Origin of the sequence: Rhizobium sp. BK456 (genome assembly GCF_014194045.1) — a bacterium.
Taxonomy (GTDB): domain Bacteria; phylum Pseudomonadota; class Alphaproteobacteria; order Rhizobiales; family Rhizobiaceae; genus Rhizobium; species Rhizobium redzepovicii.
The window spans coordinates 80750-104217 of record NZ_JACIAO010000014.1 but is presented as its reverse complement, the minus strand read 5'-3'; the positions used below and the strand labels follow the sequence as shown (position 1 = coordinate 104217).

Genomic DNA, 23468 nt, shown 5'->3' with positions numbered 1-23468 from the left:
TGTGTCAGGCGGCTTTTCTCGTAAGATGCCGGTGCGACTAAAACCTCTCTTGCAGCCATTGGCGAGTACCGAGCCCCCTTTGTCCAGCCACGGAAAACCGCCCCAAATGACCCAGGCCCTTCTGATCATCGACGTGCAAAATGCGATCCTTTCCGGAAAAGCCTTGCCGGAGCGCCAGCCCGAGATTGATGCCGCACTCGACGAGACCGTCGCGCGGCTGGCGTCGCTTCAGGAGAAAGCTCGGAATGCGGGCGCGCCGGTCGTGCTGATCCAACATGACGGCGACAGTGGTCACCGGTTGGCCGTCGGCACGGAAGGATGGGCGCTGCGCCAGGAGATTGCGCCGGAACCAGGCGAGGTCGTCGTGCGCAAGAAAAGCGCCGAGTCTTTCTTCGAGACCGACCTTGCCGAACGCCTGAACGAACGCTCGATCACTCACCTCGTCATCGGCGGCTGCATGTCGCAATTCTGCGTCGACACGACGGTCAGGCGCGCCGTTTCTCTTGGCTATAACGTGACGCTGGTGGCGGATGGCCACACCACCGGCGATACGGCGACCCTCACCTTCTCCGAGATTGTCGCCCACCACAATGAAACGCTCGACGGTTTCGACGCCGGCAGGGCGATCGTCGATATCCGTCCCACCGCCAACATTGATTTTTCATAAGGCTCCGGCAGCAACAGCCAACATCAAATCGGAAGCAGGCGATCGGTCCTCAACTTGACGATCAGCGCCTCGACGACCTCCGGCACATCCCTCGCTGCCGTATCGACAATGATCGGCCTCCGCCCCCAATCGTCATATTCTCGCTCGACGGTATCCTGCCACGTTGGCTTCACCAGACCTTCCACATCCGTTTTCCGCGTCTCGGCCCGACGGCGGTGCTCGGTCTTGTCGGAACAGATCACTTCCACTTCGACCGCGAGCACGCCGGACCGCGCCGCGACCGCCAGCCAAGCGTCGCGGGTTATGTCAAGCGGATTGACCGAGTCGGCAATCACCACGCGGCCGAGGGTGAGATTGTCCTCGGCAACCCCATAGGCGACGACATACCCTGCCGGACCGACGTCTCTTGCAGGGTCACCACCGGACACTCTGATCGCCTGTTCGATGGTGTCCACCCGGACGTATAAGGCACCCAGCCGTTTCGCGAGCGCGCGGGCAACAGTCGTTTTCCCGCTCCCCGGCAAGCCGCCAAAGATAATCAGCATGGGTTCTCATCCCATTGTTCGATGAATGCATGTAGGCCCGAGGAGATATACAATCGTGTCCTTGTCGCTGATCCTATTCATAGCAACGGGACGCCCGAACGTTCAACACCGGCAAACGACGACAGCTCGCTACCAACCGCACCATGTGCCATGGAAAGCCGGGACCGCCGCAGCGACCCCGGTTCCCTTTCTCACCGATCGGCCGCTATGCCCCAATTGTAAACGCACCGATCGAGACCGATGGCGATTTCCAGCACGAGGACGCCATGGTCGACAGCAGGTCCTTTTTTTGGTTGCGACCGATAGCGTTGCGGAAAGTCCGTGCGTCGCGAGATCGAGCAGACCTCCATCCATTTGTCGCCATTGTCGACCTCGATATCCATCGTCACCTCGGAATAGGCCGGCAGCCGGTCGGAGGGCACGATCCGCGTCGGTAGATGGATCAGCGAGGCGATCATGCGGCGCACCGGTTCGAGGCAGGCGGCGTGATAGTCGTTGCCGCTGTCGGTCGTGAAGGCGCATTGGAATTCCAGCTGCCAGAACTCCTTCAGCCGGATGTGTTTGGTCGCCTGCTCCTGCTCGCGGCGATAGGACCGGCCCGCCTGCCAGACGCAGAGCGGCAGCCGCGTCTTCGAGTGGTTGCCGAGAATATACTGCATATAGGCATAGGTTGACGGCGTGGTCTCAGGTCTCAGCACCAGCGCGGTATCGCCGGCGGAAAGCTGTTCTTGGACCCAGATATCGACGTTCGAATAGGCGCTGGAAACCATCTCCAGCGGCATCAGCGCCGGCGCCTCGACCCTTCTGACATCCCAGGCCGGATTGACCGATTTGAGAAAGCGGCCGACCTCTTGCGAGAAGAAGCCGATCATATGATCGCGCAGATGGATCTCGCGCTCCTCCCAATGGACGAGCGAATTGACATGATAAAGATTGAGCACGGCGCCTGTCTCCCTGGCAGCCTTGATTGACGTGGTGAGGGGCTTTACGTCCAGCAGCGCGCCGGACGCCCGGAGCGCCCAACGTCACAGCGGGACGCGGAGACCTCGTCCGTCAAATGCGCGCACACTCGCGACCTGCAGGCAGGTGCTGAAATGGCGGGAGAAAGGGGCGCGCTTCATGGTCATGATCGAATTTTCTACGTGCCGCCCGTGCCTTTGTCAAAACCCCAATTCGGTGAGACAAAATGAATCAGCTGTGGATGGGGCTTTTTTATTGCCGCCCGTCCTTCATTTCGTCACAAACTTTCTCGATCGGCTTGCGTTTAGCTAACGGCTGACCCGACCTTCCAACGCTCGACCTTCCAACGACAGAGACAGTAACATCGATGACCAAGACGACCTCCCGGCTCCTTGCCACCGCGCTCTCTTCCGCCGTTCTGCTGGGCGCGTTCACCCTGGTCGAGGCCGGCCAGGCGAGCTTCGTCGTCGATGCGCAATCCGGTCAGGTTCTCGAAGCCTCCAATCAGGACGACCTGAACTATCCGGCGTCGCTGACCAAGATGATGACGCTCTACCTCGCCTTCGAGGCCCTGCATGAGGGACGCCTCACCTGGGACCAGAAGCTCACCATGTCGGAAAATGCCGAGAGCAAGGAACCGTTCAAGCTCGCCGTCGGCGCCGGCCGCCAGGTGACGCTGCGCGAAGCGGTCGAAAGCATCGTCGTCTTGTCCGCCAACGATTCTGCCGTGGCGATCGCCGAACAGCTCGGCGGCTCCGAACAGGCTTTTGCCAAAGCGATGACCGACAAGGCGCGCCAGCTCGGCATGACGAATACGGTCTTCAGGAATCCCTCGGGCCTTCCCGATCCCGAGCAGGTCACCTCGGCGCGAGATATGGCAACTCTCGGCATTTCGCTGATGCGGGACTTTCCCGAGGAGTTCAAGCTCTTCTCTATGCGCGGCTTCCAGTTCCGCGGCATGAAGCTGCGCGGCCACAACAACCTCATGTATCGTTATGACGGCGTCGACGGCATCAAGACCGGTTATACCGACGCGTCGGGCTATAATGTCGTGACATCGGCGCTGAAGGACGGCCGCCGCGTCGTCGGCGTCGTCATGGGCGAAAAGACAGCGAGCCTGCGCGACGACAAGATGGCAGGCCTGCTGGACAGCACCCTGTCTCCCTCATCAAGCGCGACAGCTTCCACAACGCCGAGCAACCAGCCCGGAGCGACGATGACGGATGCGCAGCCGACAAAATAGGCTGCTATTCTATCTGAAAGCCACTTCCAGGTGTTGCCGGTCCTGGGCGATCACCCGGCAATTCGTTTCGAATCCTTCTCCCTTGATGGCAAGAATGAACTCGGAAGGAATGCCGGCCGAACTGGACACCGAAATGCCGGCGCTTTCCGAGCCGATGGATTTGACGGTGCAGTCGATGGTCGAGCGTCGATCGTTGAACAGGATCGAACCTGCCTTCAGCACCCGCCGCCGCGCACCAATTGCATGATCGGCGTGGATGGAACTCCATGACACGCAACGATTTCGTCCCGCATGTTTGGCCTGATACATCGCGGCATCCGCCTGAGCCAACAGCGTCTCGATCTCCTTGCTGACGATCGAAAGCGCCGACGTTCCGAAGCTCGCCGTGACATTCAAAGAACCGTGATCACCGCGAATGGGCTGCGCGGCGATGGCGGCTCTGAGCTTCTCGGCGACGGCGAAAGCCCCTTCCCGGTCGACATGCGGCAGGACGACGGCAAATTCCTCGCCTCCGATACGCCCGAACAGATCGCCGGCGCGAAGGGTCGCCTTGCAAATCGAGGCAACCGCCTTGAGAACCGCATCTCCCGCGGCATGCCCATAGGTATCGTTCACCTTCTTGAAATGGTCGATATCGAAGGCGATGCAGGACAGGTCATGCTGGTGCCGCAAAGCGAGCGAAATCAGCTGATCGGCTTCCTGCTTGAAAGCGCGCCGTGTCATCGCCTCGGTCAGACTGTCGGTGGCGGCCGACTGTACGAGCTCGATGCGGTCCATCGCCGCCCCCGCCAGTTCCTGGAGAATGTCGAGATCTCTGCTGCCGAACGATCTCGGCCGGCGGTCGATCGCGCAGACCGTTCCGATCATATGCCCGGCCTTCGTTCTCAACGGCACGCCGGCATAAAAGCGGATATGGTCTTCGCCGGTCACCGCAGAATGTCTTGAAAAGCGCGCGTCCTTGGTCGCATCCTGCACGATAACGGGTTCGTCGCAGTCCACCACGCAGCGGCAGAATGTGTCGTCGAGCGACACTTCGTCGGCGGAGAGGCCGGAACAAGCCTTGTACCATTGCCGGTGCGCATCGATCAGGGAAACGATGCCGATGTCGATGGAAAAGATTTGCTTTATCAGGCGGACGATCCGCTCAAAACCTTCGTCCCGCGGCGTGTCGAGAAGATCGAGCTGCTGCAGCGCAGCCAGGCGGTCGTTATCGCGCTGGATCGCCTCCGACGACGACTTTCCGAATACTCTTGCGACCACCATGCAGCATGCCTCCTGACAGCGATAACATGATGCGTTCCACAAATTCGTGAAGAATTTGAATACGATGACAGCCCCGACTTCATGGAGCCGCATATTTTTCAGAATCGGCAACCCTTGATGTCGACGCAGCGGTCGCCAAACGCCATCTCAGATTGAACGCAGCGTCCAGTTAACGATCTCGGAGACAACCGTGGAGAAGGCGCGGTCTAGGCCCTTGACGAAGCCGGCATTGTCGCCGCCGGCCGGCGCCATGGCGCGGAACACCTTTTGTGCGCGCACCGAGCCGTTGCGGTCGTTGAGGATCTTGGCGGAGATTTCGACCACCGCCTGATTGCCGTTGGAAGCGTCGATCTCGAAGGAGCGAATATCGGTGACGACCTGATAGTCGATCGCCAGTCCCTGCCCCGGTATGCCGACGCCACCGAGTTTGCCGGAGTTCTCGAAGGCTTCCACCAGTTTCGACTGCACCATGTGCGGCAGCTTGTCGCCCCATTGCGCCCGCGAGAGATACTGAATTTCCGAAGGCGAAACGCGGATGACGATCTGCTCGCTGCCGATCGCACTCAGCGCCGTTGGCGAAGCGATCAGGATCTGGCGAGATTTGGCCGCGGGTCCGTCACCGTCAACGGCGGCGGATAGGTCATAGGTATCGTTCTTGGCCGCGGTGCCGCACCCCGAAAGGATCAGCGCCGTCAGCGGCAGCGCGATCACCGTTCCCCTGATCCATGAACGGCGCGACAAGAGATGCGATGCGACCATATTAGGCTACCCCTGACTTCCCAGTTAACGCCGCGTCCGGCCGTCATATTGCTTGACCGTGTCCCCGCCGAAGATCAGGCGTTGCGGATTGCGGTCGAAGTTGGTGATCGTGTCGTTGAGATTGTTGACGGTTCCGCGCATGTCGTTGACGAGAGTCTGCACGTCGCGCAAGCCGCCGCTGGAGAATTTCTGCAGATTGTCGGCGATCGGCCCGATGCGTGCATTCAGATTGTCGGCGACCTTCTTGAAGGATTCCAGCGTATCGCGCGCTTGTGCGAACATCGATTGTGTATTGTCGGTGCCGAGCAGCGCATCGACTTTGATGAGAATGCCGTCGATGCGGGTCGAGGCCGAATTCAGCTTGTTGGCAAGCTGCGAGACGTCCTGGATCGTCTGGTCGATATCTTTCTGGCGCGACGAAACCGTGTTTGCGACATCCCGGATCGAGGCAACGGCTGCACGCGCATCCTTGGTCGCCTGCGCGATGTCGTCGACAGAGCCCTTCACCTTGGCGGGGTCGATCTGGGCGACGAGCGTGTCGACGCGGTCGAGCGTCGCCTGGGCCTGCTTGCCGAAATCGTTGAAGGTGGTGGCCGTCTGGTCGAACTTCTGGATCGCCCCCTTCAGATCTCCAGAGGCATCGGCGACATTGGCAGTGATCTTTTCGGCGTTGGAAACGATATTGTCGATTTTCTGGGCGTCGACCGCCTTGACCAGCGATTCCACCGCTTGAAGCGTCGAATCGACACGGCCGGAGACCGCCTTCACCGTATTCGACAGCTCGCCGACGCTCTGTAGGAAGGCGTCGATATTGCCGGAATTCTTGGCAAGCGCATCCGAGAAGGTCTCGGCATTCTTGAACGTCTGAGTGAGGGGCGCGCGTGAATCTTCGATGAATCCCTGAAGTTCGCCGACCGCGTCATTGGCGCGATCGAGGATCTTGTCAGCGGTCGCCAGTAGATTGGTGACGCTCGACTGATCGGCGACGATGACGGCGCGTTTGCCGTTGTCGATCGCATGCTGGAGGATGCTTTCCTCGCCCTTGCGGCCGCCCGACAGTTCGATATAGGCAGCCCCGGTCAGGCCCTGAATTTCAAGAGCAGCCTTGGTCGACGGATAGATCGGCGCATCGGTGCGCACCTGGGTGAACGCCAGTGAATATTGCGGATCGTCGGCATCGATCGACAGGGTCTGCACCGAGCCGATCTGAATGCCGTTGAAGCGCACCGGCGAGCCGACGCTGAGGCCGTTGGCCGAACCCGGAATACGCACGATCAGCTCGGTCATCGGGCCGCCACGGCCATATTCGGCCATCCAGTAGACGAAGCCGAAGGCAGCCGCGATCACCAACACCGTGAAAAAACCGACAATCGTGTAATTGGCTTTGGTTTCCATTTATCCGATCACTTCCCGCTGCTGCCGTGCCGCGCGCCATCATCCTGCGGCACGATCGCCCGTGCCCGTTTACCCTTGAAATAGGCCTGCACCCAGGGATCGTCATAGGCCAGCATGTCGTCGATCGTGCCTTCCACCATTACCCGTTTCTTTCCGAGCACGGCAATACGGTCGCAGACCGAAAATAGGCTGTCGAGGTCATGCGTCACCATATACACGGTCAGTCCCAGACTATCGCGCAGGTTGGCGATCAGCTCGTCGAATTCGGCAGCGCCGATCGGGTCGAGACCCGAGGTCGGCTCATCCAGGAAGACGAGTTCGGGATCGAGTGCCAGCGCCCGGGCAAGGGCGGCGCGCTTGATCATGCCGCCGGACAGTTCGGACGGATATTTGTCGGCGGCATCGGCCGCGAGCCCGACCATGCGGATCTTCAGATGCGCCAGTTCGTCCATCAGCGAGCGCGGCAGGTCGAGATATTCGCGCATCGGCACCTGGATGTTTTCCTTGACCGTCAGCGACGAGAACAGCGCCCCCTGCTGAAACAGCACGCCGAGCCGCATGTCGAGCGCGTTGCGCTGCGGCTCATCGAGTTCGTCGAAATCCTGGCCGAGGATCTTGATCGTGCCGGAACGCCGCGGCAGCAGCCGGAGCACAGTGCGCATCAGCACCGATTTGCCGGTGCCCGACGCGCCGACGAAGCCGAGGATCTCGCCGCGATAGATATTCAGGTTGAGATTGTCGAGCACCACTTTGGAGCCGAAGGCAACGGTGACGTCGCGCGCCGAGAGCACGATGTCCCTCTCGTTCTTGTCGTCCCTGTCTTCCGTATCGATCGGTTTTTCCACGCGATTCGCCATGCTAGAAGTCGATCGCTGCATAGAACATCGCAAAAAGCCCGTCCATCAGGATGACCACGAAAATCGCCTTCACCACCGCAGCCGTCACATGCTGGCCGAGCGATTCCGCGCTGCCGCCGACCTTGAGCCCTTCGACGGCGGCGACGATGCCGATGACCAGCGCCATGAACGGCGCCTTGATCATGCCGGAGAGCACCGTCGACAGCGTGACCGCCTCGTGCAGGCGCGACAGGAAGTTGGCGAAGGTGATGCCGGAATAGCCCCAGGCGACGGCGGCCGCGCCGGCGAGCGAGGCGAAATTCGCCAGCACCGTCAAAAGCGGCAGCGCGATGGTCAGCGCCACCAGCCGCGGGAAGATCAGCACGCCGATCGGGTTCAGTCCCATCACCTTCAGCGCGTCGATCTCCTCGCGCATCTTCATTGAGCCGATTTCGGCGGTGATCGCGCTGCCCGAACGGCCGGCGATCATGATCGAGGTCAACAGCACGCCGATTTCGCGCAATTGCAGGATGCCGACGAGATCGACGACGAAGACTTCAGCACCGAAGTAGCGCAGTTGGAAGGCGCCCTGCTGGGCAATGATCGCCCCGATCAGAAATGACATCAGAAGAATGATCGGAACGGCGCGAACACCCATGTGGTCGATCTGGTTGACGATCGAGGCCGGGGAAACGCCGCTGCCGCGGCCGAACTTCATCTGCGCGCCGCGCACTGCCGAACCGAGGATATACATGGCGGCGGCGAAATTGTCCCAGATGTCGTAGGTCATCCTGCCGATCGGCGCGAGGACGCGCGCAGCAAGCGAGACCTTCTCTTTCTGCTCCGGCTCCGGTTTGGCCGGCTCCTCGGAAAACATCTCCAGCATTTCATCGATATGCGGATTGGTGCCTTCGAAGCGGACGGTTCGGCCGGCAGCCTCCTCTTCCTTCTTCAGCCGGCACAGCAGCCAGATCCCAGCGGTATCGATATCGGTGATGTCGGAGAGATCGACCGTCAGGTCCCCGGCCTTCTGATGCAGCAGCTTCTCGAAGTCGCGCAGCACGAAATGCACATAGGCGCTGCGCCAGTTGCCCTTGAGACGCACATGCTGCCCCGAACCACCGGATTGGTCGTCCACGTCAAGTGAGGCAACGTTGCGATTTTCGGCGTTCAAGATACTTATGTCTTTCAAGGCTTAAGGGCGACATCGCCGACTCGGCGGATCCTTTGCCGCCCGGCGCGTCAATATACAGAAGCAACGTGCGATTTCCATGCTCACAGGACAGCAATAATGCCGCGCACCCTCAATATCCAGATGAATTCCTTTCCGATTGCCGGAGCCTTCACTATCTCGCGCGGCGCCAAGACCGAGGCCGAGGTGATTACCTGTACGCTCGCCGAAGACGGTGCGCGGGGGCTTGGCGAATGCGTGCCTTATCGCCGCTACGGCGAGACCATGGAGAGCGTGTTCGCCCAGATCGAAGCCGCGCGTCCGCTGGTCGAGGCCGGGATCTCGCGCCGCGACCTGTTGTCGGCGATGCCGCCCGGCGCTGCCCGCAATGCCGTCGATTGCGCCCTTTGGGACCTCGAGGCCAAACGAACGGGTGAAAGCGTTGCGACCCGCCTCGGCCTTGCCGATCTGAAGCCACTCACCACCGCCTATACCATTTCGCTCGGGGAACCGGAGGTGATGGCCGCAAAGGCGCGTGAACATGCCGGCCGCTCGCTGCTCAAGGTCAAGGTCGGCACCGGCGACGATGAAAGCCGCATCCGCGCCGTCTGCGCCGCCGCGCCCGATGCCACAATCATCCTTGACGCCAATGAGGGCTGGCCGGAAGCGGTGCTGGAACGTCATCTTGATATCGCGGCGCAAGCCGGTGTGGCTTTGGTCGAGCAGCCGCTGCCGTCCGGCCGCGACGCACTGCTTGCTGAAATACGCCGCCCGCTCCTCGTCTGCGCCGACGAAAGTGTCCACCATACCGGCGATCTTGCGAGCCTTGCCGACCGCTATGACGCGATCAACATCAAGCTCGACAAGACAGGCGGCCTGACGGAAGCCCTGGCGATGAAGGCGGAAGCTGAGCGGCTTGGTTTCAGCATCATGATCGGCTGCATGGTCGGCACCTCGCTTGCCATGGCGCCGGCGGTGCTGCTCGCCCAGAATGCCGATTTCGTCGATCTCGACGGCCCGCTGCTGCTTGCCCGCGACCGCGAACCCGGCCTGCGCTACGCCGCTTCCCTGGTCTTTCCGCCCGAAAGCACGCTCTGGGGCTGAAGGTAATAGGCCGATATGACGAGGCCGAGGCCGGTAAACGCGACCAGCGCCATGACGTAATAGCTGACGACGCCGAGCCAGGCATAGAGATAACCCGACGCCAGCGTCATCAGCGCCATCGCCATGCCGACGTAGAAGAAGTAGGCGCCTTGCGCCGAGGATTCCTGCGTCTCCTGCACCGTCGCCATGATCCGCCGCTGCACGCCGGTATGGACGAAGGCATAGGTGAAGCCGTGGAAACACTGCAGCAGGAAAAACCCGGCAAACCCCGCATTCATGGGAAACAGGATCCAGCGGCAGACGCTGACGGCACAGCCGAAGCGGATCAGCGTCCAAGCGTCGAAGCGCCGGTTGAGACGTTTCGACAGGAAGAACACCGTCACCTCGGAAGCAACGCCGGCGCTCCAGAGCAAGCCGACCTCCGTGCCGGAAAAGCCGAGATGATGCCAATAGATCGACGAGAACGCGTTGAGCACCGCATGGCTCGACTGCTGGATGGCGACACCGATCAAGAGCAGCAGCAAATGCGGCTCGCGCAGTCCGCTGCCGGTGGCGGCCGGAATGTTGATCGGCTGGCCACGCCGCCGCGTCGGCCCGATGCGCGGACAGAAGATCGCCATGACGACCGTCATGGCAAAGCCGAACACCATGACATCGAGCACCAATCCGCCGCCCCACCGGCTGATCAGTTGGCCACCGACCAGCGTCGAGACGATGAAGGCAATAGAGCCCCAGACGCGCATCGATCCGTAATCGAGCCCCCAGCGGCGCACACCCGAAATGACGATCGATTCGACGACGGGCACATAGGGCGCGAAGGTGGCGCCCTGCAGCGCATAGACGATCGTCACCGGCCAGAAGCTCGTCGTCCAGAAAAGCGCGATAGCCGTCAGCAGCGACAGGCTGCCTGACCAGAGCAGCACGTCGGCGCGCTCCTTCAGACGGTCGGCAATCATCGCGACGACGGGCGCCACCAGCACGCGCACCACCATCGGTATGGCAAGGATGATGCCGATCTCGTGGTCGCTGAAACTATGGGTCGCAAGCCAGACCGGAAAGAACGGCAGAACGATGCCGTTGACGAGCAGCGGTGCGCAATACGAAAGCGCGCTGAGCAGCCGGAAGCGCGGGGGCGCTCCCTCACTCGGGGAATATTGGGCGGGAATCATTGGTGGACCTGAAGGAAACTGGTCGTTGTCCTAACACACCACCCTGGAGGCGCCTATTGCGAGAAATAGCCCTACTGAAACGTTTTAGAAAATAAATACAGCCTGTCGCCCGACGGTAACGGGTAAGTCGGTGGAGTGCGGATGCGCCGATGCCGAAATCAGGCCGCCTGCGGGGCCAGTTCGCCTTCATCGTGCATTTCAATGGCGGCAAGCGTCGGCACGCTGCTGGCGAGCGCTCGCCAGGTGATCAGTTCGAAGGTGCCATCCTCATGTTCGGCGACCGCCGTGCAGCTTTCCACCCAATCGCCCGTATTGATGTAGCGGATGCCGTCCATGTCCTGGATGATGGCGTGATGGATGTGTCCGCAGATGACACCGTCGGCGCCGTTTTTGCGAGCTTCCTCCGCCACGACGCGCTCGAACTCGCCGATGAAGTTGACGGCATGTTTGACCTGCAGCTTCGCCCAGGCCGAAAACGACCAATAGGGCATACCGAGGCGGCGGCGCACGGCCGCGAGCAGCAGGTTGATGCGGATCGCCGTATCGTAGGCCCAGTCGCCGAGATAGGCGAGCAGGCGGGCGTTGCGGACGACGACGTCGAATTCGTCGCCGTGCAGGATCAGATATTTCTTGCCGTCGGCGCCGTTATGCATCATGCGCTCGACAACCTCGATGCCGCCGAAATGCATGCCCGGAAAATCGCGCAGAAATTCGTCGTGATTGCCGGGAATATAGACGACGCGCGTGCCCTTGCGCGCCTTGCGCAACAGCTTCTGGACCACGTCGTTGCAGACCTGCGGCCAGTACCAGCTGCGCTTCAGGCGCCAGCCGTCGACGATGTCGCCGACGAGCACGATCGTATCGGCCTCGTGGTGGCGCAGGAAATCCAGGAGGAAATCAGCCTTCGCGGCCTTCGAGCCGAGATGGACATCGGAAATGAAGAGCGTGCGGAAATGTCTGGGTTCCATCATGTCTATCACGAGCGTCGCTCATGCCCCATCTTTCATCTCACCTTCCAAAACCAGACTCGTGTTTCAGGAAGATGACAGGTTGCGGAAAAGCCGGCGCGGTGGCGATGTTGCCCTCTCCATCGGGCACGTTCATGATGGCGGCGATTCCAGGTCCGACACTGCGGGATGGCTGATGCGTCTATTTCTCGTTCGCCACGGCGAATCTCTCGGCAACCTCAACGAACAGGCCTATCGCCAATTCGGCGACCACAACGTGCCGCTGACGCAGTGGGGCCACCGTCAGGCGGTCGAAGCCGGCAGGGCCATCGCCTCCTATCTGAAGGCATTGCCACGCGCCGATTTCGGCAAGCTGCATATCTGGTACTCACCATTCCTCAGGACACGGCAGAGCAAGGATGCCTTGCTGACAGCCTTGCCGGAAAGCTTCATCGGCGAGATCCGGGAGGATTACCTGCTGCGCGAGCAGGATTTCGGTCTTTTCACCGAAATCTATGACCATGCCGAACAGAAGCAGAAATTCCCCGAAGAGTTCGAAAAATGGGCGAGGCTGCGCAGCAACAGCGGCAAGTTCTACGCGCGGCCGCCGGATGGCGAGAGCCGGGCGGATGTGGCCCAGCGGGTGCGCCTCTTCCTGCAGACCGTCATGCGCGACGCCGAAAACAGCAGCCACAACGTCGTGATCGTCGGCCATGGCGTCACCAACCGGGCAGTCGAAATGAATTTTCTCCACCGCCCCGTCGAGTGGTTCGAGCGTTCCGACAACCCCGGAAATGCCGATATCACACTGATCAAGGGGACGCGCCTGCAAGGATACGAGTCGATCCTGTTGCATGAGGCGGCCGACCGGCAGCCGGGACAGGAAAATGAACTGCGCGATGCCTATGGCGCCGACGTGACGATCACGCCGAAGCCTGAGGGATAGACCCCACAAAGGGACGAATGCAAAGCATCGGCAGCAGCATCAAGCCCCTCCCTTGTCGGGAGGGGTTTTCACTGCAGCCAAGTTCCGTTTCGATCCCCTCACGCAGCCCGCACAGCCGCCATCGGTTTGACGTTCTGATTCATCCGAAACAGATTGTCAGGATCATAACGCCGCTTGATTTCGGCAAGCCGGGCGTAATTGGCGCCATAGGCCATTTCCACCCGATCGGCCTCGTCATCAGGCATGAAGTTGATATAGGCGGTTCCCACGGCATGCGGCTTGGTTGCCTCGAAAAGTTCGCGCGCCCAGCCGGTGCAATTTGCATCCATCCCGGCCTCCCGCCAGCGCGCATGCACGTTCATGACGAAATGCGAACTGCGCTGCGGAAATGCGGTGGCCTCGGTGGCAATACGGCCGGCCGCGCCACCGACATGGCCGACGAATATCTCGCATTCCGGTCCCGGCAGCTTGCGCACGGCGTTGAGCAGCACCTCGATCGCCGCATCCGAAAGCGAGGCGAAATCCTGGCTCTTCCAGTAATTGCGCGCACCTGGCGTCAGCAACGGATCGAATGCCTGCTGCCAGCCGGTGAACGGCACCGGACCGACGACATCGGCAATCGGCTTTCCGATCGCTCGCAATCTTTCCGTCGCTTTTTCTCCCGCCGCGATATCTCCACAATAGCACATGGCGAGCACCACGACCTCCTTGCCGTGCCACTCGGCCGGAAGGAAGGGCAGCGGCGGCGCCTGGCGCATTACCACCCAGCAGGTCAGTTCATCGGGTGCGGCTTCCAGCGCCTGCCGATATTCCCGCAGCACTCTCTCCGCGTCAGCGAAGGGATGTACGACCAGCCCGGCAAGAACATCGGAATGCAGCGGGTTCAGCTGAAACTCGAAGGAGGTGACGACACCGAAATTGCCGCCGCCGCCGCGTAAGGCCCAGAAGAGGTCCGGCCTTTCCGTCTCGCTTGCCTTGACCAGTTCGCCATCGGCCGTCACCACATCGACCGAGACCAGATTGTCGATCGTCAGCCCGAATTTGCGGGTCAGCCAGCCAAAGCCGCCGCCAAGCGTCAGGCCGGCAATGCCGGTGGTGGAATTGATGCCGGTCGGCAGCACCAGCCCGAAGGCCAGCGTTTCCTGGTCGACATCGGCAAGCGTTGCCCCCGGCTCGATCCTGGCGCGGCGCGTCTCCGGGTCGACCCGCACCGATTTCATCGCCGACAGGTCGATGACGACGCCGCCCTCGCAAACCGCGTTGCCGGCAATGCCGTGCCCACCGCCGCGCACCGAAACGAGAAGATTGTTGTCGCGGGCAAACCGCACCGCGCGCATGACATCGGCAGCACCGGCGCAACGCGCGATAAGCCCGGGCCGCCGGTCGATCATCGCATTCCAGATCGCCCGAGCCTCATTGTAATCCTTGTCTTTACCGGTCAGGAGATTGCCGCGAAATCCGGCGGCAAACGCATCGATGGCCACGTCATTGACCATCGTCTGCCCCCTTTGCAGGGTCGTGAGGTTCAAATTGTCCATGATTTCCTCCATGCGACCGGCGCCCCGCACCGTCGCGGCGGCATATTGCGCCTGCGGTGATCGCCAAACAAGTTTTCCAAAAGGATTAGCTAATCGCCTGAAGCCACCGGGCGCCCACTTCTCGAAAACTTCGCCCATCCCCCATTTCCATACTGTCGCCCGTATCCGATTGATGTATGGAGGGAACTCCCAAAAAGACGTGCACGGAGGCGGCAATGGATAACCAGGAAAAATCCAAGACGGACAAGAACCTGACAAGCGGCGATCTCGACGAGCAGGCGCTGTTCTTCCACCGCTATCCCCGTCCCGGCAAGCTGGAGATCCAGGCAACCAAGCCGCTCGGCAACCAGCGCGACCTGGCGCTCGCCTATTCGCCGGGCGTTGCCGCCCCTTGCCTTGCCATCCGAGACAATCCTGAGATGGCGGCTGAATATACCTCGCGCGCCAATCTCGTCGCCGTCATCTCCAACGGCACCGCCGTGCTCGGCCTCGGCAATATCGGTCCGCTGGCCTCAAAGCCGGTGATGGAAGGCAAGGCCGTGCTCTTCAAGAAGTTCGCCGGCATCGATGTCTTCGATATCGAGATCGACGCGGCAAGCGTCGAGCAGATGGTCTCGACCGTCAGCTCGCTGGAGCCGACCTTCGGCGGCATCAATCTCGAAGACATCAAGGCGCCGGAATGTTTCGAGGTCGAGCGGCGCCTGCGCGAGAAGATGAAGATCCCGGTTTTCCACGACGACCAGCACGGCACGGCGATCATCGTCGCCGCCGCGATCCTAAACGGGCTGGAACTTGCCGGCAAGGCAATCGAGAACGTCAAGATCGTCGCCTCCGGCGCCGGGGCCGCCGCCCTTGCCTGCCTCAACCTGCTGGTCATTCTCGGCGCAAAACGCGAAAACATCTGGGTCCACGATCTCGAAGGCCTCGTCTATGAGGGCCGCACCGAGCTGATGGACGAATGGAAATCCGTCTACGCCCAGAAGAGCGACACGCGCACGCTCGCCGAAAATATCGGCGGCGCCGACGTCTTCCTCGGCCTGTCGGCCGCCGGCGTGCTGAAGCCGGAGCTGCTGGCGCAGATGGCCGACAAGCCGCTGATCATGGCGCTCGCCAATCCGACGCCCGAAATCATGCCTGATCTTGCCCGTGCCGCTCGCCCCGACGCGATGATCTGCACCGGCCGCTCGGATTTCGCCAACCAGGTCAACAACGTCCTCTGCTTCCCCTATATCTTCCGCGGCGCGCTCGATTGCGGCGCCGAGACGATCAACGAGGAAATGAAGATGGCGGCCGTGCGCGCCATCGCCGCCCTTGCCCGCGAGGAACCGTCGGACGTCGCCGCCCGCGCCTATTCCGGCGAGACGCCGGTCTTCGGCCCGGATTACCTGATCCCCTCGCCCTTCGATCCGCGCCTGATCCTGCGCATCGCGCCTGCCGTTGCCAAGGCCGCCGAACAGAGCGGCGTGGCGCGCCGCCCGATCCAGGATTTCGACGCCTATCTCGACCAGTTGAACCGCTTCGTCTTCCGCTCCGGCTTCGTCATGAAGCCGATCTTCACCGCGGCCAAGGCCGCCGAGCGCAAGCGCGTCATCTTCTCCGAGGGCGAGGATGAGCGTGTGCTGCGCGCCGCCCAGGTGCTGCTGGAGGAAGGCCTTGCCGACCCGATCCTCATCGGCCGCCCGCAGGTCATCGAGACGCGCCTGAAGCGCTACGGTCTGCGTATCCGGCCGCTGCAGGATTTCGAAGTCATCAACCCGGAAGACGATCCGCGCTTCCGCGAATATGTCGATCTCTATTTCTCCCTCGTTGGCCGCCGCGGCGTCATTCCCGAAGCCGCCCGCACCATCGTGCGCACCAACACCACCGTCATCGGCGCACTGGCGCTGAGGCGCGGCGAAGCCGATGCGCTGATCTGCGGTCTGGAAGGCCGCTATGAAAAACATCTGCGCGACGTCCGTCAGATCATCGGCAAACGCAAGAATGTCCGCGATTTCTCCGCCCTCAGCCTGATGATCTCGCAGCGCGGCGCCACCTTCTTCACCGACACCTACGTCACCTTCAATCCGAGCGCCGAGGAGGTTGCCGAGGCAACGGTGCTGGCGGCCGAGGAAATTCGCCGTTTCGGCATCACCCCGCGCGCCGCCCTCGTCTCGCATTCCAACTTCGGCTCGCGCGAATCCGAGAGCGCCACGAAGATGCGCAACGCCCTGCAGCTGGTGCGCGAGACTGCCCCCGATCTTGAGGTCGACGGCGAAATGCATGGCGAAAGCGCCATCACCGAAGCGCTGCGCAAACGCGTCATGCCGGATACGACATTGCACGACGAGGCGAACCTGCTGGTCTTCCCAAATCTCGACGCCGCCAACATCACGCTCGGCGTGGTCAAGTCGATGACGGACGGCCTGCATGTCGGCCCGATCCTGCTCGGCACCGCCCTGCCCGCCCACATCCTGGCGCCTTCAGTCACCTCCCGCGGCGTCGTCAACATGGCCGCCCTCGCCGTCGTCGAGGCATCGCAGCCGGCGTAAGCCGGTTGCCGCCAACGTCAGCCATCGGCTATCGACAGGCGTCCTCTATCCGCGAGCGCGTCCGCGCGCTCGTTGCCGGCAATCCCCGAATGTCCCTTGCACCAGGCAATGGTCACCAGGGCGTTTTGGGATAGCTGACGATCGACGGCTTTCCAGAGGTCCGCATTGTCGATCGTTCGCCGTCGCCCATGTCCATTCGGGCTGCTTTTCTTCCAGCCGTTGTTCTTCCAGATATGTCGGCGGCTGTTGCAGCCTTTGACGGCATAGACGGAATCGGACCAGATGATCGCGGGTTCTCCGGCTGTTTGGCTGTTGATCCACATGGCGGCCCTGAGAACGGCGGTCAATTCCATGGCATTATTGCTGGAATCGTCGACGCCACCGAAGTCGGAGGCGATTTCCACCGCATCGCGATAAGCGACAAACGACCAGCCTCCATGCCCGGAACCGGGCTCATAACAACCGTCCGCGAAGAGGTGAAGGCCGTGTTGGGCTTCCGTCACGCCTGATGTCGGTGCAAAGGAAGGGATCTCGTCGGGGATGCTTGTCATTTTCACCGCGTCTCTGGCGATTGCTGGATAAGATCAGGAAAATACGCTAATATTTTCTTTGAGCTTATTAAGAGAAATCCGTTAAGGGAAAACGCGCGGCCGATTGAAGTCGCATTCGACCCACCGACCGTTTGCTCATTCCGGGACGACGCCGTGAAACGCCGAAACCTGTCTCTCGCCCTTCTCCTCGCCTTCGCAGCGCCCGCCGTCGCGCAGACCAATGCCATCTGTGAGGACCTGCGCGGCCGTCTCGCCGACCTGCCGCGCTCGATCGGCAATGGCAACGGCCCGGAAGCACGCCAATATGCCAATGCCATGGCCGAGCAGAACCTCGAGCTTCGCAAGGTGCGTAACGATCTGCGCAACTACGGCTGCACCTCGGGCAGCATGGTGGTGATCGGCGGCGAGAATGCCGATTATTGCACCGAGCTGTCGCAGGCCGAAGGCCGGATGATCGACAATATCGCTTATCTCCAGGACCGCCGCAACGAGCTGGCCGGCCGGAACGGCGCCGATGACGACCGCCGCGAACTGATGGCCGCGCTCGACAGCAACGGCTGCAACAGCGAGAACTTCTATGCGCCTTCCGAGCGCAATGCCAACGACCCTGCCCCGAGCGTCGAGGAGCAGGCGATGCGTTCGGACACTTTCATTCCGCTCGGCGGCGGAGAGGCCGATCCGCGCTACGGCCTGCCGCGGGCCGATATGCTGTCGCCGGTCAGCACCATCTGCGTGCGCAGCTGTGACGGCGGCTTCTTCCCGATCAGTTCAAACACCACCTCGGTCGATTTCGGCCGCGACGCCCAGACCTGCGCCAAGATGTGCCCCGGCATCGAAACCCAGCTTTTCTATCGCGACGTGACGAGCACGGAAGCCTCGAACATGATCTCGGTCGCAACCGGCACGCCCTACAGCGCCATGAAGAACGCCTTCGCTTACAAAAGCCGCGCGCCCGGCGAGAAAAACGCCTGTGCCTGCAATCTCACCGCCTATTACGACGAGATGCGCGGCAAGCAGGCGATAAGCCAGCCGCCGCCACAGGGCTCGATCACCACCATCCGCACCAATCCGCCGGCGAAGGATACAGCGGCCGCCGCCGCGCCGCAGCCATCGGTTCCAGAGCGTCCCTACGACCCCACGCAGAACAAGGTCCGCCAGGTCGGCCCGCAATTCCTCGCCGGCGACCAGGGCTCGATCGACCTTGCCAATCCTGCCGCACCTGGCCCGCAGCCGCAGCAGCAGTGATCGCTACCTCTCGTTCCTTCCCCAGCCATCGTGGAAGACGAGTTCCTCAAGCGGTAGCCGCTGCCGCCAGCCTTTGACCGAGAGTTCCGGCTGGTCGTAGAGCCGGTCGACGAAACCGGCGCAGAGCCAGGCAACCACTTCGATATGCTCGGGGATGCCGAGAATGGTCTTCAGGTCGGCTTCGTGAAAGATGCTGACCCAGCCAATGCCGATCCCTTCGGCGCGGGCCGCCAGCCAGAGATTCTGGATGGCGCAGACTGTCGAATAGCTGTCCATTCGCGGATTGTGCGTGCGCCCCAGCACCACGCTGCCGCTGCGGGTGGGATCGCAGGTTACGCAGATACCGAGCGGCGCCTCCACGATGCCTTCCAGCTTGAGGGAGCGATAGACCTGCCGCCGCTCGCCCTCAAACATCAATGCCGCTTCCTCGTTGGCCTTGGCAAAGGCATCGCGGATGCGCGCTCGCACCGTTGGACTTCTCACCAGAATGAAATTCCACGGCTGCATGAAGCCGACGGAGGGTGCGTGGTGCGCGGCGGTCAGCAGCCGTTCCACCACGTCGTCGGGCAAGGGCTCGGGCAGGAACTGGCTGCGAACGTCGCGCCGCGTCATGATCGCGTGATAGACGGCCTCGCGTTCGGCCAAGGAAAAACCGGACGCCACGGACAGGGCATCCTCATCAAAGGGTCGCATCGTCAAATCCCCAACAACGCAACCGCCCGCCGTCCGCGCGGGTTCGGTCTATCTTGCCAGGCCGGTCTTCTGACTTGGCGTCATCCGTCTGCCGCAGCCTTCCCGGCGAAAGCCAGTGGCATGATAAAGCGGCAAACGTCGGCCTTACAGCGTTGGGCACGTTCCGGTCTCGCACCGGATTCCCGATTCTCCCGCTTGAAAAGCGGGCACCTGACGGCGCATCTATTTCAGCAAACCGGCCCTGCGGCAAGCGACCTCATGCCGCATTCACCCGTATGTGACATCGATCGCGTGGACAGCTGTGCATCGCTGCCGTAGAACCGAACAGATCCTAACCGACGCCTGTGGCGCCGCAATTTTCCTCTTTGCACCCAGTTGCCCGTGCCCCGCCTGACACCCATGATCCTTGCGGTCGCCCTGTTCATGGAACAGATGGATTCGACCGTCATCGCCACCAGCCTGCCGGCGATCGCAGCCGATATCGGCACCTCGCCGATCGCGCTGAAGCTTGCCGTCACCAGCTATCTCGTGGCACTGGCGATCTTCATCCCGATCAGCGGCTGGATGTCGGATCGTTTCGGCGCGCGCAACATCTTCCGTATGGCGATCTTCGTCTTCATGATCGGCTCAGTCGCCTGCGCCTTTTCCAATTCGATTGCGGCCTTCGTCGTCGCGCGGCTGATCCAGGGCGCCGGCGGCTCGATGATGACGCCGGTCAGCCGTCTGCTGCTGGTCCGGGGAACGCCGCGCCACGAACTCGTCGATGCCATGGCCTGGCTGACCATCCCCGCGCTGATCGGCCCGATCATGGGGCCGCCGATCGGTGGTTTCCTCACCACCTATCTCACCTGGCACTGGATCTTCTGGATCAATGTCCCGATCGGCGTGCTCGGCATCATCCTCGTCACGCGTTTCCTGCCGGCGGTCGAGCCTCGCAGTCCACGGCCGATGGATTTTCCGGGCTTCTTCCTTTGCGGCATCGGCTTTTCTGGCTTCGTCTTCGGCCTGTCGGTGATCAGCCTGCCGGCCGTGCCTGTCATCTACGGCTATGTCACGGTGGCCGTCGGCATCCTTGCCGGCCTCCTCTATCTCCTGCATGCCCGCCGCGCGCCCTATCCGCTGCTCGATCCGAAAATGTTCCGTTATCCGATGTTCCGGGCGGCGATCCTCGGCGCCTCGAATTTCCGCATGGGCCTCGGCGCCCTGCCCTTCCTGATGCCGCTGATGCTGCAGCTCGGCTTCGGCCTGACGCCGCTGCAATCGGGCTCGGTCACCTTCGTCAGCGCGCTCGGCTCCATGGGGTCGAAATTTGCCGCTTCGCGCACCTTCAATGCCTTCGGTTTCCGCACCGTGATATCGATCACCACCTTGCTGGCGGCAATCTTCCTCGGCATCAACGGCCTTTTTACCAGGGAGACGCCGCTGCCGCTGATCATGGCCTGCCTGCTGATCGGCGGCCTGTTCCGCTCCATGGCCTTCTCAGGCGTCAACGCCATGGCCTTCGGCGATGTCGGTGAGGCCGACAGCAGCCAGGCGACCGCGATCAACGCCGTTGCCCAGCGTATATCCATGGCAATGGGTGTGGCGATCGCCGGCGGCATCCTCGAAATTTCGAGCAGCCTCCACGGCGGCAGGCTTCTGGTCTCGGATTTTCACACCGCCTTCTTCAGCGTCTCGGCGATTTCGGCGCTGGCCTGCATCACCTTCCTGCGCCTGCCGCGCGATGCCGGCGCCGAACTGACGACGCGCCGCCGCAAGCACCGCCAGGCCGAGCCGGAAGAGGCCATGGCGGAAAACAGCCCTTGATCCCGCTGGCCGCCGTTTCGCTATCCCATTCCACTTTATGATTTCTTCACACATCGAAGACAGACTGCGTTTGCGCGTTTTGGGTCGCACAGGGGACATGGGCATGAGTGCTCATGCTGCGACCGCCGGCGTGGATGCCTGTATTGATAGGCTGGTCGGAAACATATCTGACCGAGCCCGCGTTTCGAGGCCCACGCGGCATGTTCCATTTTTTGAAAACGATGCCTCTGACAGCCAAGCTGGCGGCGATTATCGTGACCGTCAACCTTTGCGGCATCTCCGCCTTTGCCACCTACACCTGGATGTACGAAACCAGGGCGTTGATCGATGGCGCCAAGGCGAACTGGTCCAAGGACGTGGAGCAGTTTGCGTCTCTGGCCGCCGGCGGCGTGAAATGGGGCAAGGCGAATGCTGTGCGCGACGCCTATTCGCTTTACCGCGACGACCCCTCGCTTGATCTTGTGCAGTTTGCCGCCTTCAACGCCGAACCTGCCGCCGTCGATACGTGGACACGTGACGGCATCAGCGGTTTGCCGGCACCCGCCGATCTGGCAAAGAGCCTCAGCACCAAGCCTGAGAAAACGACGATCGATGACAGCGGAATATCTGCCGGCGTTGTTACGATCATTGCGCCGCTTCCGTTGGATAAATCAGGCAAGGCGACCGGCTACGTCGTCACCAACTGGTCGGTCGAAAAAATCGCTGCCGAAGTCAAGCAGAAGGTCCTGATTTCGCTGCTGACGCAGTTCGTCATCACCGCCATCGCCGTTGTCGCCTTTCTTCTCGCCATGCGCAGCCTCGTCGGCCGCCCCCTCAGGGTTCTCAGCGAGCGGATCAGCGCGCTGCAGAAAGGCGATCTGGCCTCTCCCGTTACCTACAGGGAAAACGGCGACGAGATCGGTTTCCTCGCACGTGCCTTGGAAGTCTTCCGCAACGAGGCGATTGCCAAGGTCGAAAGAGAGCAGGCCGCGGCCGAGCAGAGCGCCTCATTCGACGCCGAACGGGCGCGCAACGCTTCCTTGACGGAGGAAGCCAGCAATGCTCAGCGGCAGGTCATGACAGCGCTCGCAAATGAATTGGAAAAGCTCGCCGCCGGCGACTTCTCGATACACCTCGCCGATCTCGGTCCTGAATTCGATAAACTGCGGCAGGATTTCAACCGCATGGTCGAAGCGGTTGCGGCCGCATTGACCGAGATCAAGATCGCTTCAGTCGCAGTGGAAGGCGGATCGAGCGAGCTTGCCTCCTCCGCCGATCAGCTCGCCAGGCGGACCGAGCAGCAGGCAGCAGCCTTGGAACAGACCGCCGCCGCATTGGATGAGGTAACCACCACGGTCAGAATGTCATCGCAACGGGCTGAGAGTGCCGGGAAGCTGGTCGAGGAAACGAAGCGCAGCGCGCATGTCTCGGCGACCGTGGTACGCGACGCGATCGGAGCGATGGACAGGATCCAGACCTCGTCGAGCCAGATCGGCCGCATCATCAGCGTCATCGATGAAATCGCCTTCCAGACCAACCTGCTGGCGCTGAACGCTGGCGTCGAGGCGGCGCGTGCTGGCGAAGCCGGCAAGGGTTTTGCCGTCGTCGCACAGGAAGTGCGGGAACTTGCCCAGCGGTCCGCCAATGCGGCGAAGGAAATCAAAAACCTGATCAGCGTCTCCGGCCAGGAAGTGGCAGCCGGCGTCGGGCTGGTGAACGAAACCGGCGATGCCCTCTTGAAGATCGAAGAGCAGATCAACCGCATCAGCGACAGCATCGCTTCCATCGTCCAGTCCTATCGCGAACAGGCGACCGGCCTGCAGGAAATCAATGGCGCCATCAACCAGATGGATCAGGCCACCCAGCAGAACGCGGCAATGGTCGAAGAGACCAACGCGGCCTGCCAGGAGCTGCGCACACAGGGACGCCTTCTGCAGGATTCGGCCGGCAGGTTCACTGTCGCAGCCTCTGCCGCCAGCCAGCCCAAAGCCACTCAACCCGTTCGTCAATCTCGTCCGGAACAGAGGGCCTTGTCGCAGCGGCATGCGGGCAACACCGCCATCGCCGCTTCTCCCGATGCCTGGGAAGAGTTCTGACGCAAACGTCGTTCAATAAGCTTTCAA

The 23468-nt window shown here is 61.8% G+C and carries 20 protein-coding genes and 1 riboswitch; of the genes, 8 read left to right on the top strand and 12 right to left on the bottom strand.

Features of this window, described 5'->3' with window-relative positions; translation table 11 throughout:
* The first annotated feature begins 106 nt into the window (after positions 1-106).
* Positions 107-667 carry a cysteine hydrolase family protein gene (locus tag FHX03_RS30170; protein WP_183856762.1) on the top strand — a complete coding sequence of 187 codons (561 nt, stop codon included), beginning with the start codon at positions 107-109 and terminating at the stop codon, positions 665-667.
* 23 nt (positions 668-690) lie between these two features.
* On the opposite strand, the gene FHX03_RS30165 is transcribed toward FHX03_RS30170, so the two are convergent.
* Positions 691-1212, bottom strand: a complete 522-nt coding sequence (locus FHX03_RS30165; RefSeq protein ID WP_183856761.1) for an AAA family ATPase — start codon at positions 1210-1212, stop codon at positions 691-693.
* A gap of 191 nt (positions 1213-1403) precedes the next feature.
* Positions 1404-2153, bottom strand: a complete 750-nt coding sequence (locus tag FHX03_RS30160; protein ID WP_131711010.1) for an aminoacyl--tRNA ligase-related protein — start codon at positions 2151-2153, stop codon at positions 1404-1406.
* Between the two features lie 386 nt (positions 2154-2539).
* Here FHX03_RS30160 and FHX03_RS30155 point away from each other — a divergent pair, with 386 nt between their 5' ends.
* Positions 2540-3415 carry a D-alanyl-D-alanine carboxypeptidase family protein gene (locus FHX03_RS30155; RefSeq protein WP_183856759.1) on the top strand — a complete coding sequence of 292 codons (876 nt, stop codon included), beginning with the start codon at positions 2540-2542 and terminating at the stop codon, positions 3413-3415.
* Between the two features lie 9 nt (positions 3416-3424).
* Here FHX03_RS30155 and FHX03_RS30150 read toward each other — a convergent pair whose 3' ends face one another.
* The 5 genes from FHX03_RS30150 to FHX03_RS30130 form a co-directional block, all read right to left on the bottom strand.
* The gene (locus FHX03_RS30150; protein ID WP_183856757.1) at positions 3425-4678 is read right to left on the bottom strand and encodes a sensor domain-containing diguanylate cyclase; all 1254 of its coding nucleotides are present in this window, start codon (positions 4676-4678) and stop codon (positions 3425-3427) included.
* Positions 4679-4825: 147 nt separating this feature from the next.
* Positions 4826-5437, bottom strand: coding sequence for an ABC-type transport auxiliary lipoprotein family protein (locus tag FHX03_RS30145; RefSeq protein WP_183856755.1), 612 nt, complete (start codon positions 5435-5437; stop codon positions 4826-4828).
* A 24-nt stretch (positions 5438-5461) separates the two neighbouring features.
* Positions 5462-6832, bottom strand: a complete 1371-nt coding sequence (locus tag FHX03_RS30140; RefSeq protein WP_064838665.1) for an MCE family protein — start codon at positions 6830-6832, stop codon at positions 5462-5464.
* An 8-nt stretch (positions 6833-6840) separates the two neighbouring features.
* The gene (locus FHX03_RS30135) at positions 6841-7689 is read right to left on the bottom strand and encodes an ABC transporter ATP-binding protein (protein ID WP_097628567.1); all 849 of its coding nucleotides are present in this window, start codon (positions 7687-7689) and stop codon (positions 6841-6843) included.
* 1 nt (position 7690) lies between these two features.
* Positions 7691-8860, bottom strand: coding sequence for an ABC transporter permease (locus FHX03_RS30130; protein WP_179867166.1), 1170 nt, complete (start codon positions 8858-8860; stop codon positions 7691-7693).
* A 99-nt stretch (positions 8861-8959) separates the two neighbouring features.
* Between FHX03_RS30130 and dgcA the strand changes: the two genes are divergently transcribed.
* A complete protein-coding gene (gene dgcA, locus FHX03_RS30125; RefSeq protein WP_183856753.1) occupies positions 8960-9943 on the top strand; it encodes an N-acetyl-D-Glu racemase DgcA in 984 nt (327 codons plus the stop codon).
* On the opposite strand, the gene FHX03_RS30120 is transcribed toward dgcA, so the two are convergent.
* The gene (locus tag FHX03_RS30120) at positions 9895-11112 is read right to left on the bottom strand and encodes an MFS transporter (RefSeq protein WP_183856751.1); all 1218 of its coding nucleotides are present in this window, start codon (positions 11110-11112) and stop codon (positions 9895-9897) included. The genes dgcA and FHX03_RS30120 overlap by 49 nt on opposite strands.
* 158 nt (positions 11113-11270) lie before the next feature.
* Positions 11271-12083, bottom strand: coding sequence for a UDP-2,3-diacylglucosamine diphosphatase (locus FHX03_RS30115; protein WP_183856749.1), 813 nt, complete (start codon positions 12081-12083; stop codon positions 11271-11273).
* 172 nt (positions 12084-12255) lie between these two features.
* Between FHX03_RS30115 and FHX03_RS30110 the strand changes: the two genes are divergently transcribed.
* Complete coding sequence (locus tag FHX03_RS30110) at positions 12256-13005, top strand: histidine phosphatase family protein (RefSeq protein ID WP_183856747.1); 750 nt, start codon at positions 12256-12258, stop codon at positions 13003-13005.
* 98 nt (positions 13006-13103) lie between these two features.
* Here FHX03_RS30110 and FHX03_RS30105 read toward each other — a convergent pair whose 3' ends face one another.
* Positions 13104-14543, bottom strand: coding sequence for an FAD-binding oxidoreductase (locus tag FHX03_RS30105; RefSeq protein WP_183856745.1), 1440 nt, complete (start codon positions 14541-14543; stop codon positions 13104-13106).
* 215 nt (positions 14544-14758) lie between these two features.
* On the opposite strand from FHX03_RS30105, the gene FHX03_RS30100 reads away from it, so the two are divergent.
* Complete coding sequence (locus FHX03_RS30100; RefSeq protein ID WP_064838684.1) at positions 14759-17071, top strand: NADP-dependent malic enzyme; 2313 nt, start codon at positions 14759-14761, stop codon at positions 17069-17071.
* A 17-nt stretch (positions 17072-17088) separates the two neighbouring features.
* Here the strand turns inward: FHX03_RS30100 and FHX03_RS30095 are convergent, their stop codons facing one another.
* Complete coding sequence (locus FHX03_RS30095) at positions 17089-17622, bottom strand: ribonuclease H (RefSeq protein WP_183856744.1); 534 nt, start codon at positions 17620-17622, stop codon at positions 17089-17091.
* Between the two features lie 153 nt (positions 17623-17775).
* Between FHX03_RS30095 and FHX03_RS30090 the strand changes: the two genes are divergently transcribed.
* A complete protein-coding gene (locus tag FHX03_RS30090; protein ID WP_183856742.1) occupies positions 17776-18867 on the top strand; it encodes a DUF2865 domain-containing protein in 1092 nt (363 codons plus the stop codon).
* 3 nt (positions 18868-18870) lie between these two features.
* On the opposite strand, the gene bluB is transcribed toward FHX03_RS30090, so the two are convergent.
* On the bottom strand, positions 18871-19560 hold the full coding sequence (gene bluB, locus FHX03_RS30085) for a 5,6-dimethylbenzimidazole synthase (RefSeq protein WP_183856740.1): 690 nt from the start codon (positions 19558-19560) through the stop codon (positions 18871-18873).
* A gap of 41 nt (positions 19561-19601) precedes the next feature.
* A riboswitch (cobalamin riboswitch) is annotated at positions 19602-19789 on the bottom strand.
* 170 nt (positions 19790-19959) lie between these two features.
* On the opposite strand from bluB, the gene FHX03_RS30080 reads away from it, so the two are divergent.
* Both FHX03_RS30080 and FHX03_RS30075 read left to right on the top strand, forming a co-directional pair.
* Positions 19960-21366: an MFS transporter gene (locus FHX03_RS30080; protein ID WP_183781872.1), complete on the top strand. Its 1407-nt coding sequence runs from the start codon at positions 19960-19962 to the stop codon at positions 21364-21366.
* A gap of 200 nt (positions 21367-21566) precedes the next feature.
* Positions 21567-23441, top strand: a complete 1875-nt coding sequence (locus FHX03_RS30075) for a methyl-accepting chemotaxis protein (protein WP_183856738.1) — start codon at positions 21567-21569, stop codon at positions 23439-23441.
* Positions 23442-23468 lie beyond the last annotated feature (27 nt).